At 70.1% G+C, this 12,802-nt stretch carries 10 protein-coding genes; 2 read left to right on the top strand and 8 right to left on the bottom strand.

Annotated elements, in window-relative coordinates; genetic code table 11:
- Window positions 1-90 precede the first annotated feature (90 nt).
- The 7 genes from ACIA47_RS02365 to ACIA47_RS02335 all read right to left on the bottom strand — a co-directional run bounded on the left by ACIA47_RS02365 (window position 91) and on the right by ACIA47_RS02335 (window position 6,642).
- A complete protein-coding gene (locus ACIA47_RS02365) occupies window positions 91-1,671 on the bottom strand; it encodes an MDR family MFS transporter (RefSeq protein WP_091399235.1) in 1,581 nt (526 codons plus the stop codon).
- Between the two features lie 71 nt (window positions 1,672-1,742).
- Window positions 1,743-2,363, bottom strand: coding sequence for a TetR family transcriptional regulator (locus tag ACIA47_RS02360; RefSeq protein WP_396704777.1), 621 nt, complete (start codon window positions 2,361-2,363; stop codon window positions 1,743-1,745).
- Between the two features lie 41 nt (window positions 2,364-2,404).
- A complete protein-coding gene (locus ACIA47_RS02355; RefSeq protein ID WP_396704775.1) occupies window positions 2,405-3,265 on the bottom strand; it encodes an alpha/beta fold hydrolase in 861 nt (286 codons plus the stop codon).
- On the bottom strand, window positions 3,262-4,134 hold the full coding sequence (locus ACIA47_RS02350; RefSeq protein WP_203120273.1) for an SDR family oxidoreductase: 873 nt from the start codon (window positions 4,132-4,134) through the stop codon (window positions 3,262-3,264). Before ACIA47_RS02350 ends, ACIA47_RS02355 begins: the two co-directional genes overlap by 4 nt.
- Complete coding sequence (locus tag ACIA47_RS02345; RefSeq protein ID WP_396704773.1) at window positions 4,124-5,617, bottom strand: flavin-containing monooxygenase; 1,494 nt, start codon at window positions 5,615-5,617, stop codon at window positions 4,124-4,126. Before ACIA47_RS02345 ends, ACIA47_RS02350 begins: the two co-directional genes overlap by 11 nt.
- A complete protein-coding gene (locus tag ACIA47_RS02340; protein WP_396704771.1) occupies window positions 5,618-5,917 on the bottom strand; it encodes a DUF4873 domain-containing protein in 300 nt (99 codons plus the stop codon).
- On the bottom strand, window positions 5,914-6,642 hold the full coding sequence (locus ACIA47_RS02335; RefSeq protein ID WP_396704769.1) for a TetR family transcriptional regulator: 729 nt from the start codon (window positions 6,640-6,642) through the stop codon (window positions 5,914-5,916). The genes ACIA47_RS02340 and ACIA47_RS02335 overlap by 4 nt, the downstream gene beginning before the upstream one ends.
- 48 nt (window positions 6,643-6,690) lie before the next feature.
- Here ACIA47_RS02335 and ACIA47_RS02330 point away from each other — a divergent pair, with 48 nt between their 5' ends.
- Window positions 6,691-7,581 (top strand): diiron oxygenase, encoded by an 891-nt coding sequence (locus ACIA47_RS02330; protein ID WP_396704767.1) that lies wholly within the window; start codon window positions 6,691-6,693, stop codon window positions 7,579-7,581.
- 31 nt (window positions 7,582-7,612) lie between these two features.
- On the opposite strand, the gene ACIA47_RS02325 is transcribed toward ACIA47_RS02330, so the two are convergent.
- Entirely contained in the window at window positions 7,613-8,137 is a 525-nt protein-coding gene (locus tag ACIA47_RS02325) for a winged helix-turn-helix domain-containing protein (RefSeq protein WP_396704765.1), read from the bottom strand.
- Between the two features lie 240 nt (window positions 8,138-8,377).
- On the opposite strand from ACIA47_RS02325, the gene ACIA47_RS02320 reads away from it, so the two are divergent.
- A complete protein-coding gene (locus tag ACIA47_RS02320; protein WP_396704763.1) occupies window positions 8,378-12,802 on the top strand; it encodes a S8 family serine peptidase in 4,425 nt (1,474 codons plus the stop codon).

Raw genomic sequence — 12,802 nt, 5'->3', positions numbered from 1 at the left:
GTTCACACCATGTCGTTACCGAGAAACGCGGAACCGGGCGCGGAGCGGGGGCGGGCCAACCGGCCCGCCCCCCGACTGCTGTCGTACAGCTCAGTGGATCGCGACCTTTGCGGCCGCCTCCTCCTGGGCGCGTCGTTCGTCCCCGCTGAGGGTGTGCAGCGGCTTCTCCTTGATGAACAGCACGACGATCAGCGCCAGCAGCGCGATCGGCGCGCCGACCAGGAAGAGGTCCGCGGTGGCGATGCCGTACACGTCCTGGACGATGCGCAGCACCGGCTCGGGCAGGGTGGACAGGTCGGGCACCTCGGCGGAGCCACCGCCGGCGGTCGCCGCCGGGCCGAGCCGGTCGGTCGTCAGTGAGGTCACCCGACTTGCCAGGACCGCGCCGAGGGCGCTGACTCCGATCGCGCCGCCCATGCTGCGGAAGAACGTCAGCACGGAGGTGGTGGCGCCGAGCTCGTGGGCCGGTACGTCGTTCTGCGCGGCGAGCACGAGATTCTGCATGAGCATGCCGACGCCGACGCCCAGCACGGCCATGTAGATCGACAGCACGAGGACGCTGGTGTTGGCGTCGATGGTGCCCAGCAGCAGCATCCCGACGGTCATCACCGCGGCGCCGGCCACCAGGTACGCCTTCCACCGGCCGTACTTCGTGATGAGCTGGCCGGCCACCGTCGACGAGACGAGCAGACCGAAGATCATCGGAAGGCTCATCAGGCCCGCGACGGTGGGCGACTTGCCCAGCGAGATCTGGAAGTACTGGGACAGGAAGACGGTGCCGCCGAACATCGCGACACCGACCAGCACGCTGGCGATGGTGGCCAGGGACACCGTGCGGTTGCGGAAGATGCTCAGCGGGACGATCGGCTCCGCCGCCCGCGACTCGACGACCACGGCCAGCGCCAGCACGACCAGCCCGCCGATGACCATCAGGGCCGTCCAGCCGGAGGCCCAGTCGAACTTGTTGCCGGCCAGGGACGACCAGATCAGCAGCGTGGAGACGCCCGAGGTGATGAGCAGGGCGCCCAACCAGTCGATCTTCGCCTTGCGGCGGACGACCGGCAGGTGCAGGGTGCGCTGGAGCAGGGCGATGGAGATGATGCTGAACGGGACGCCGATCAGGAAGCACCACCGCCAGCCCAGCCACGACGTGTCGACGAGCAGGCCGCCGATCAGCGGACCGGCGATGGTGCCCACACCGAAGACCGCGCCGAAGATGCCGGCGTAGCGGCCCAGCTCACGCGGCGGGATCATCGCCGCCATGACGATCGTGGCCAACGCCGTCATGCCGCCGGCGCCGATGCCCTGGACGACCCGGCTGAGCAGCAGAACCTCGACGTTCGGCGTGAAGCCCGCGATGAGTGAACCCACCACGAACAGTCCCAGCGACAACTGGATCAGCAGCTTCTTGCTGTACAGGTCGGCCATCTTGCCCCACAGCGGCACCGTCGCCGTCATGGCGAGCAGTTCGCTGGTGACGATCCACGTGTAGACGGTCTGGCTGCCGTTCAGATCCGCGATGATCCGCGGCAGCGCGTTCGCCACCACAGTGGAGGCGAGGATGGACACGAACATGCCGACCATCAGGCCGGAAAGGGCCTGCAGAACCTCCCGACGCGACATGCGCGTGCCGACGTCGGCGGTGTCGGCGGGCGGGACGGTGGTGGTCATTGACGCTCCCTGTCGGGTTTGTGGCGGAGTGACTGGCCCCGGAGCTGATGCGCGGGGCAGGGACTGGCGGATCAGGAGATGGTCGGCGGATCCGGCAGGCCGGCGGCGATCGCGGCGAACGCCTCGTCGACGAAGTCGTGCAGGGGCCGGTCGTCGTCACCGGCGGCCCAGCGCAGCATCGCGGTGCGGAAGGCGGCCCCGGCGACAGCGACGACCAGCGGCGGATGGCCGTGGTCGAGGCCGACGCCGAGGCGGGTGGCGACGACCGCGATCATGGCCTGCTCGGTCGCGCTGTTGCCGGCCACCAGCCGGGGCAGCAGCGCGGGGTTCTGGGTGATGACCGTCAGTCGCAGCCGCCACAACTCCCGGTCGGCCTGGATCGAGTCGACCGACTCGTCGAGGGCGACCCGCACGGCCTGCAACGCCGACACCTGCGCGGGGGCGGCTGCCAGACGCGCCACGACCGGGTTGCCGTCGAGTGCCGGATCGTCGGTGAGGACCTCGTCCTTGCAGGTGAAGTAGTTGAAGAAGGTCCGGGAGGACACGTCCGCGGCCTCGCTGATCTCCTCCACCGTGACGTGCTCCAAGCCGCGTTCCGCGACCAGCCGCAGCGCGGCGGCGGTCAGCGCGGCCCGCGTCTGCGCCTTCTTGCGGTCGCGACGCCCAGGCGCGGCGTGGTCGGTGTCGGTCACCCGGGCGACACTAGGAACGAACTTGCACAGTCTGCAAGTTTTTAGAGTGTGAAGTGATCTTCCTGACTCGTGGCCTGGGCGGAGACCGACGGATCCGGTCGTTCGGCGCGGGGCACGGCGCCGGTGGTTCCCAGGATGAGCGCGGCGACCAGGTCCGGGTCGTCGCTCATCGGCACGTGCCCGCAACGGGGCAGCGTCACCACCCGTGCCGCCGGCAGGCCCGCGCGGACGCGGTCGGCCTGGTGGACGCCGAAGATCCGGTCGCAGTCCCCCCAACCGATGGTCACCGGCACCGTCGCGTCGGACAGCCGAAGGCAGTCGAAGCGATAGTCGCGGGCGGCTCGGGCCACGGCGTTGAAGCCGGCCCCGCGTCGCAACGCGAGCGCGTCGCCCAGCGCGCGCTCGACATCCAGCAGCGTCGGGCGGGCCATCAGCGGCGCGAAGCACAACGCCCGTAGGTACGCCGACCGCAACGCGACCCGCATGATGGTGGTGGGCAGGTACGAGTTGGCCCGCAGCATCCGGAGGATGGCCAGCGCCCGGCGGCGCTCCGCCGGGGTGAAGAAGCCGGCGGGGGAGAAGGCGGTGGCCGAGGCGACAGCCCCGGTGGCGGCAAGCTCCAGGGCGATCGCCCCACCGAGGCTGTAGCCGGCGACGTGCGGACGCTCCAGCCCCCACTCGGTCAGCGCCGGCAGGACCCCGGCCACTGTGGCGGCCATGTCGGTGGGCATGCCCGTGCCGGGCACCGGAGAGTTCCCGAAGCCGGGCAGGTCGAGCGCGATCACCTCGTGGTGGGCGGTCAGCCGGTCGAACACCGGCTCCCACGCCTGATGGCGGTGACCGATGCCGTGGATGAGCACGAGCGGCTCTCCGCTGCCCGCACGTCGGAAGTGAATGCTCATGACCGCTCTCCCACCGACGTCCTGCCGAAGGAACGCCCGAGCTGGCGTACCTCGTCCTCCATCTGGCCGACCATGCTCTGGCCGCCGAACCGGGTGATCAACGCGTCCGAGAGGCCGCTCAGCACCACCGGCCGTAGCGCCTGCACCAGGGCGAGCGACCGTGGCACGTACACAGTGCGCTTGCGGCGCTCGATGCCGTGGAGCAGGGCCTCGACGCACTGCTCGACGGGTACGACGGTGGACAGCGGCCACGGCAACCGGCGCAACGCGGTGCGGAACGATGCCAGGTCGTCACGGATGTCGCGGACCAGATCGGTGTCGATCCAGATGGGATGCGCCGTGCCGACGGTGACGCCGCGTGGGCGGGTCTCCAGGCGCAGCACGTTGGCGAACTGCTCCACACCCGCCTTTGACGCGCAGTAGGCGGCCATGCCGGGCATCGCCGTGAAGGCGGCAGCCGACGAGACGATCAGGACGTGGCCACGGGCGGCGGTGACGTGAGGTAGCGCCGCGCTGACCGTGCGGATCGCGCCGCAGAGGTTCACTTCGACGGTACGGACCAGCGCGTCGACCGGTCCCACGGCGACGGTGCCGAGGTTCGCGATGCCCGCGTTGGCCACGACCACGTCGATGCCACCGAAGCGGTCCACAGTGGAGGTAACCGCGGCGTCCAACGCCGCCTGATCGGTGACGTCACACTCGTACCAGTGCGCGTCGAGGTCGGCGCTGAGCTGTTCGAGCAGCTCACCTTCCAGACCGACGAGGGCGACCCGGGCCCCACGGGCGACGGCCTCGCGGGCCAGCTGCGCTCCGATGCCGCGCGCCGCGCCGGTGATGAGAACGATCTTGCCAGCCAGGTCATACCGCATCGGCGTGCTCCCGTTCCGGTTCGTTGGGTGTGCTGCCGGTCGAGGCGATCCGATAGTCGGCCGGGCGGAACCGGCGCAGCCGCATCCGGAAGCTGGTGGCGAAGCCCGGCCAGATGGTGGTGTTGCGGCCGGTGGCGTCGAGGTACCAGCTCGAACAGCCGGTCTCCCACACCGTGCCGGTCATCTTCTGGTCGATCCGCTCGGTCCAGCGTCGTTGCGCCTGCGCGGTGGGCTCGATGGCCTGAATGCCCCTGGCCCGCATGTACCGCAGAGCCGCGAGCACCAGGTGCAACTGGGCTTCGATCATCAGCACCACGGAGGTGTGCCCGAGCCCGGTGTTCGGGCCGAGCAGGAAGAACAGGTTGGGGAAGCCGGCGATGGTGGTGCCCCGGTAGGCGTGCATGCTGGGCGTCCACGCCTCGCCCAGGCTGCGCCCGTCACGGCCGTGGATGCGCCGGACGACGGGGGAGTCGGTGACGTGGAAGCCGGTGCCGAAGATGACGGTGTCCGCCGGGTGGTGGACGCCGTCGGTGGTGACCAGACCGTCCGGCACGATCCGATCGATGCCCTCGGTGACCACGTCGACGTTCGGTCGGGTGAGCGACGGCCAGTAGTCGTTGGAGATCAGCACCCGCTTGCAACCCATCGCGTACCGGGGGGTGAGCTTGTCTCGCAGGTGTGGGTCGGGAACCTGACGCCGCAGCGTACGCAGGGACAGCCGCGAGGCGAGGCGGTTGACCGCCGGGTGCAGGAAGCCCAGGCCCATGCTCTCGCGTACCAGGTAGAGCCCTGCCCGGGCGGCCCGCTGCGCGCCGGGCACGGTGCGGAACGCGGCCTGCTCGACCCCGCTGATCCGGCGCGTCAACCTCGGCATGATCCAGGCGGGAGTGCGCTGGAACAGCGTCAGCTTCTCGACCGTCGGCTGGATCTCTGGCACGAACTGGACGGCCGAGGCGCCGGTGCCGATCACCGCGACGCGCCGGCCGGTCAGGTCGTGGTCGTGCCGCCAACGGGCGGAGTGGAACACAGTGCCGGCGAACTCGTCGATCCCGGGCAGGTCGGGGATGGCCGGGTCGCTCAGCGGGCCGGCGGCACAGATCAGGACCCGGGCGCTGTGGTCGCCGCCCGAGGTGCGCAACAGCCAGCGTTGGCGCTGCTCGTCCCACAGCGCCTCCCGCACCTCGTGGCGCAACCGCAACCTCGGGCGTATCCCGAAGCGGTCGACGCAGCCGCGCAGGTAGTCCCAGATCTCCGGCTGGCCGGAGAACGTGTTCGACCAGCCGGGGTTGGGGGCGAAGGAGAACGAGTAGAGGTGCGACGGGACATCGCAGGCGCAGCCCGGGTAGCTGTTGTCCCGCCAGGTGCCGCCGACCTCCTCACCCCGGTCGAAGACGAGAAAGTCGGTGAAGCCGGCCCGCTGCAGGCGGATGGCGGCGCCCAGGCCACCGAAGCCGGCGCCGATGATGGCAACGTCTGTCTCCATTCACTCCTCCGTGAGCTCGGGCGCGCTGGTCGGGTCGGCAACGGGCGGCCAGGGCGGATCGCCAACGCCGGTGATTCGTACGCCGCCCCACGGATCGACCTCGGCCAGTCGGGCCGCCCGGACGCGGTCGGCGATGCGCAACTCGACGTCGCGCCGGCCGGAGCGCAGCAGGTGGGCCACCCGTGGCTCGGGCTCGATCCGCCCGCCCCAGTGGAAGCGGCCGTCGACCGGCTCCCACCGCCCGCTGAGGTGCACCCGGACCGAGGTGCCCTCGACACCCGCCGGGCCGTGGTAGCTCACGGCACGATCCGCTCGTGGGCGCGGGTGAGCTCGTGCGGCAGGTCGGCGCTGGCTCGCACTCCCTCGATGCCGCTCCACAGCAGAGCGGTCAGGTAGTCGGTGAGGGCGGCCCGGCTGATCGGCTGACCGTGCGTGGTCCACCAGTCGCCGACCGCCTGCACGAAACCCACCAGGCCGTACGCCCAGGGCTCGGCGGGACCGGCGTCCAGTCCCAGCGTGCGTAGCCGGTCGCCGATCACCCGGGCGAGCCCGGCGGCCACCTGCCGACTGGTGCCGGCGATCACCTGGTGGATGCCGGGGTCGCCGGACTGGTGCATCAGGAACCGGTAGAGCCTCGGCTCCGACTCGATCACGCCCAGGTAGGCGTCGATCGTCGCTTCGACCAGGCCACGCTCCTCGCGGACCTGTTCGACGGCGGGCGCGATGGTGTCGACCATCCGGGCCGCCACCACCTCGCTGACCGCCACCCAGAGCTGCGACTTGTCGGCGAAGTAGCGGTACAGGACCGGTTTGCTGACGCCCGCTGCGGCGGCCACCTGCTCCATGTCGACCTCCGGCCCGTGCCGCAGCAGCGCCTGCACGGCGGCACCGACCAACTCCTGCCGTCGTTGCTCACGATGGTCTGCCCAACGGTCCCGGCGGCCGTTGCCCTTCGCCTTCGGACTGCCGTCGGGGGGCGTGGCCGACGAGTTGGGCGCATTGACATCGGCGAGCGGCGATTGCATGCTACTACTCGTAACAGTTACTGGTCGTCACGTCAATATGGAGGAGTCATGGAGGCGGCGGAAACCGGGCGCGCGGCGGTCGCCGAGCGACTGCTCACGTCCTCACTGCGGACCAGCTACGACCCCACCGTGGAGATCGACTGGGACGCCCCGCACACCCCCGGCGCCTACTGGCTCCCGCCGCGGCGCAGCAGCCTCTACGGCACGCCACTGTGGGAGCAGCTCAGCGAGGAGCAGCGCGTCGAGCTGACCAGGCACGAGGTGGCCAGCGCGGCCAGCGCCGGGCTGTGGTTCGAGACGATCCTCATGCAGATGCTGATCCGGGAGTACTACCGCGCCGACCCGACCAGCCGGCAGGCCCAGTACGCGTTGACCGAGGTCGCCGACGAGTGCCGGCACTCCATCATGTTCGGCCGGCTGATCGAGGCGATGGGCTGTCCGGTCTACCGCGCGAGCACCGTGGACCACCACCTCGGGCGCTTCCTCAAGGCCACCGCCAGCGGCCCCCGGATGTACGCCGCGATCCTCATCGCGGAGGAGATCCTCGACGCGTTCCAGCGCGAGATCATGGCGGACGAGTCGCTCCAGCCGCTCATCCGGATGGTCTCCCGCATCCACGTGGTGGAGGAGGCGCGACACGTCCGGTTCGCCCGCGAGGAACTGGCCGCCGCGGTCGCGGCCACCGGCCCGGTGGGCATCGCGTACGCCCGACTGTTGGTCGGTCGCGCCGCCTACACGATCGCCAACCGCCTGGTCCATCCCGACGTGTACGCGGCGGTGGGCATTCCGCCGGCGGTCGGTCGGGCCGCTGCCCGCGCCAACCCGCACTGGCGTGCCACCCTCCGCTGGTCCGCGGCGCGGGTGCAGGCCAACCTGGCGGACGTTGGCCTGGTGGCTGGGCCGGGACGCCTGCTGTGGGCCCGCGCTGGGCTGATCTGACCGTTGTCACTCAGTTCACGCGACGTCGCTGTCAGGCCCGTTCGACCCGCGCCTGCTGGTGATCGGTCAGCCGCAGCCCCACACCGCGGACGACATCGATGGTGGCTCCGGTGCCCAGGTCGTGCAGCTTGCGGCGCAGCCGCTTGACCAGCGACTGCACATCCGCCTTGCGTTCGCGCCCCTCGTCACCCCAGACCGACCGGTGCAGCTCGGCGTAGCTCCAGACCCGGGCCGGCTCGGTGATGAGGCAGGTCAGCAGGTCGTGTTCCAGGCGGGTGAGGTCGATCTCACGTTCTCCGCAGCGGGCGCTGGAGCGGGCCGAGTCGATCACCAGGGCGGCGACCGGTGCCGGTTCGGACGGGGCGGCCACCTGCTGCGGGGCGGCGATCAGCCGGCGCAGCTCGTCGAGGTCGGAAACCAGCAGCAGCGGCGCGATGCCGTCGAGAAGCTCCGCGAGCCGGATGCGCTCGGCCGGCGACGGGGTCACCGCGATCAGCAGTGGGAACGGCCCGTCGGCCGGATCACCCCTGTTCACCGTTGCCTCGTCCTCGGCCACCGCACCACCCGGGATCGATGGGCATCCCTGCCCAACTCTCGTCACGGTCCTGACAATGATTGGCAAGCGTGCCGCCAGCCAGGGCAACTCTTAGCGACAAGTTGCTCACGGCAAGTTCTTGATGGTCCGTTCTTCTCGATCATAGTGTCCACTCGGGCAACCGGCGTGACCCGCGCGGTGCATGGGGGAGGTCCACCATGGCCCATTACACCCTGGGTCGTTCTGAGGGAGGCAGCACCGATGTTCAGACGTCCACAATGGCGGCGCGCGGCCAGGTCACTGGTGAGCGCCGGCGCGGCGACGATCCTCGCCGCGACATGCTTGGCCACGATCAGCTCGGGCGCGCAGGCCGCGCCGGGCGGTGCGATGGGGGCGGGCGCCCCGACCGGGGACAAGATCCGACCGGAGCTCGCCAAGCAGCTCCAGGCCAAGAGTGAAGGGGACTTCTGGATCCGGTTCAAGGACCGGGCGGACCTGAGCAAGGCCAGCGCCATCAAGGACTGGTCGAAGCGTGGCACGGCGGTGGCGGACGCGCTGCGCAAGACCGCCGCCGCGAGCCAGGGCAAGATCCGGGCCGACCTCGACAGCTCGGGCACCAGGTACCAGACCTTCTGGGCCACCAACGCCATCAAGGTGAACAGCGGCTCGCTGGCGATGGCCCAGAAGTTCGCCGGGCACTCGGAGGTCGAGGGCCTCTACGCGCCGGTCGCGTACAAGGTGCCGGAGACGACCAAGGGCACCGACGAGAAGACCGTGAACGCCCTGGAGTGGGGCATCGCCAACATCAACGCCGACGACGTCTGGTCCCAGTACGGCGTCAAGGGCGAGGGCATCACCGTCGCGAACATCGACACCGGGGTGCAGTTCAACCACCCGGCGCTGGTGAACTCCTACCGGGGCAACAACGGCGACGGGACGTTCGACCACAACTACAACTGGTTCAACGCCGCCAACGCCACCGGGGCCTGCGCCACCGCCCCCTGCGACGGCGACGGCCACGGCACGCACACGATGGGCACCATGGCCGGCTCCGACGGCGCGAACCAGATCGGTGTCGCCCCCGGGGTCAAGTGGATCGCGGCGAACGGTTGCTGCCCCAGTGACGCCGCTCTGGTCGAATCCGGTCAGTGGATGCTCGAACCGCTGGACCTCAACGGTCAGAACGCGGACGCGAGCAAGCGCCCGAACATCATCAACAACTCGTGGGGCACCCGGGATCCGTCCAACGAGCCGTTCATGGAGGACGTGACGAACGCCTGGGCCGCGTCCGGGATCTTCGGCACCTGGTCCAACGGAAACAGCGGGCCGGCCTGCCAGACCAGTGGCTCGCCGGGCAGCCTCGTCAGCAACTACTCGACCGGCGCGTACGACAGCAACAACAACGTCGCCGGCTTCTCCTCCCGCGGCGCCGGTCAGAACGGCGAGATCAAGCCCAACATCTCCGCGCCGGGCGTGAACGTCCGATCGAGCATCCCGGGCAGCGCCTACGGCAGCATCAGCGGCACCTCGATGGCCGCACCGCACCTCGCGGGCGCGATCGCGCTGCTGTACTCGGCGGCACCGTCTCTGGTCGGCGACGTCAACGCGACCCGCGCGCTGCTCAACGGCGCGGCGATCGACAAGGCCGATGACCAGTGTGGCGGCACCGCAGCCGACAACAACGTCTACGGCGAAGGCCGACTGGACGCCCTCGCGTTGCTCAACGCCGCCCCGACCGGCGACATCGGCACGCTGGCCGGCACGGTCACCGACGCCACCTCCGGCGCCCCGATCGCCGGCGCGACAGTGACGCTCACCGGCGCGTCCGAGCGTGAGCTGACCACCGGTGCCGACGGCACGTTCTCCACCCAACTCCCCGCCGGCGACTACCAGGTCGCCGTCGCGGCGTTCGGGTACGCCAGCACCAGCAAGACGGCAACGGTCACCAAGGGCGCCACCACGACGCTCGACGTCGCCCTCACGGCGGTGCCGAGTGTCAACGTCACCGGAGCGGTCACCGACGGCTCCGGCCACGGCTGGCCGTTGTACGCGAAGGTGACCGTGACGGGCGTGTCCGGCGTCTACGACTACACCACCCCGTCGAACGGCCGCTACAGCATCAAGCTGCCGGCCGGGCAGACGTACACCCTGAAGTACGAGCCGCAGTACCCGGGCTACCAGACCGTCACCAAGGAGGTCGTGGTCGGGTCGGGCAACGCCACCGCAAACGTCGCCGTGCCGGTGGACAGCACCGTCTGCACCACCGCGCCCGGATACACGACCGGCTCCGACGGTGAGTACGAGACCTTCGACGCCACGACCACGCCGGCCGGCTGGACCGTCGTGGACAACGCGGGCAGCGGTCAGGTCTGGAAGTTCACCGACGACGGAGACCGGGGCAACCTCACCGGCGGCACCGGCAACTTCGCGATGATCGACAGCGACAACTACGGTGCCGGCACCAGCCAGGACACCTCCCTGGTCAGCCCGGTGGTCGACCTGACCAGCGTCACGGCCCCGGTCATCCGGTTCAACCAGGACTTCAACCAGCTCAACGACGACACCGCCGACGTGGACCTCAGCATCGACGGCGGTGCCACCTGGACCAACGTGCTCCGGCAGGAGACCGACGTCCGGGGACCGAAGCTGACCGAGATTCCGATCCCGCAGGCGGCCGGTAAGGCGCAGGTGCAGGTTCGGTTCCACTACTACGACGCCTCGTACGAGTGGTGGTGGGAGGTCGACAACGTCCTGATCGGCAGCCAGATCACCTGCGTGCCGCTCGACGGCGGTCTGGTCGTCGGCAACGTCCGCGACAAGAACGACGACAGCTACGTCAACGGCGCGACCGTCACCAGCAAGGACCGGCCCGCCGAGAAGGCCGTCACTGTGGCGACCCCGGACGACCCGGGGCTGGCCGACGGCTTCTACTGGATCTACTCGTCGCTTACCGGCGAGCACCCGTTCACGGCGACCGCCGGCAACTACGTCAGCCAGACCAAGCAGGTCGACGTCGAGGCCGACTGGGCGACCACCGCGAACTTCCAGCTCGCGGCCGGCCGACTGGCGGTGACGCCGACGCAGTTGAGCGCGACGCTCCAGATGCCCAACGGCAAGACCAGCAAGTCGTTCACGGTGACCAACACCGGCGGCGCGCCGGTCGAGGTCAAGTTCGGTGAGCGGGACAACGGGTTCGAACTCCTGCGGGCGGACGGCTCCAAGGTCACCCGGCAGCAGGTGCTCGGGTCCAGCGGCGCGCCGGAGCAGCGGCTCACCGTACCGACGTCGTTCGCCGCCAGGGCGTCCGGCAAGGAGGCCAAGGCCGCTGCCGCGGCGGCCGGCCCGCAGGCGGCGCCGTGGACCGACATCGCCAACTATCCGTCCACGATCATGGACAACCGGGTGGTGAACCTGGACGGCAAGGTGTACTCGCTCGGTGGCGGCGACGGTGAGGCCTCCACCGCCAAGAACTACGCCTACGACCCGGCTGCGCAGACCTGGACGGCGATCGCCGACCTTCCGGGCGCGCGCAACGCAGTGACCGCGGGCGTGGTGAACGGCAAGATCATTGTCACTGGCGGCTGGGCCGACGCCGGCCCGGACTCCGCCACCTGGTCGTACGACCCGGGGGCCAACACCTGGACCGAGCTGGCCGACAACCCGGCACCGCGGGCCGCGGCCGGTCAGGCCGTCGTCGACGGCAAGCTGTACGCGGTCGGTGGCTGCACGACGGCGGCCTGCCTCCCGATGTCGAACAGCGTCGTCCGGTACGACCCCACTGGTGACAAGTGGGAGACGATGGCCAACTACCCGAAGTCGGTGGCCTTCGCCTCCTGCGGCGGGATCGACGGCGTTCTCTACTGCACCGGCGGCAACGACGGTTCCGCCGCGCAGAAGTCCAGCTACGCCTTCGACCCGGGGGCCAACACCTGGACCGCCATCGCCGACGCGCCGGCCGACAACTGGGCCAGCTCGTACGCCGTGGCCAGCGGCAAGCTCCTCGTCGTCGGTGGTTCGCAGGGTGGGGCCATCAGCAACGCCGGCTTCGCCTTCGACCCGGCCGCCGGTTCGTGGTCCAACCTGCCCAACTCCAACACCGCGCGGTACCGCGGCGGCGCGGCGTGCGGCTTCTACAAGATCGGCGGCTCGTCCGGCAGCTTCAACGCGGCTCCGGACAGCGAGGTGCTCCCGGGCTTCGAGGGATGCTCCGAGTCGGCGGCCGACGTCAGCTGGATGACCATCGACAAGTCGGCGGTCACCCTCGCACCGGGTGCGAAGGTCACTGTCACCGTCGGTCTGACGGCGAACGTGGACCAGCCGGGCACCTACTCCGGCGCGGTCGCGATCTCCGAGAACACCCCGTACTCGGTGGCACCGGTCGCGGTGACCATGACCGCGAACCCCCCGAAGACCTGGGGCAAGCTCATGGGTACGGTCACCGGCACCAGCTGCCAGGGTGCGACCTCGCCGCTCACCGGCGCGGTCGTGCAGGTCGACTCGTGGGCGGCGTCGTACACCTTCGCCACCGACGCCGAGGGCAAGTACGCCTACTGGGTGGACCGCCGCAACAACCCGCTCACGATGATCGTGGCCAAGGACGGCTGGAAGCCGCAGACCCGTCAGACCAGGATCGACACCGCCACTCCGACGGTGGAGAACTTCGGGTTGGCACCCATCAAGTGCTGA

Origin of the sequence: Micromonospora sp. NPDC051227 (assembly GCF_044455385.1) — a bacterium.
In the GTDB taxonomy this organism is placed as follows: domain Bacteria; phylum Actinomycetota; class Actinomycetes; order Mycobacteriales; family Micromonosporaceae; genus Micromonospora.
This window is presented reverse-complemented; position numbering and strand designations above follow the sequence as displayed.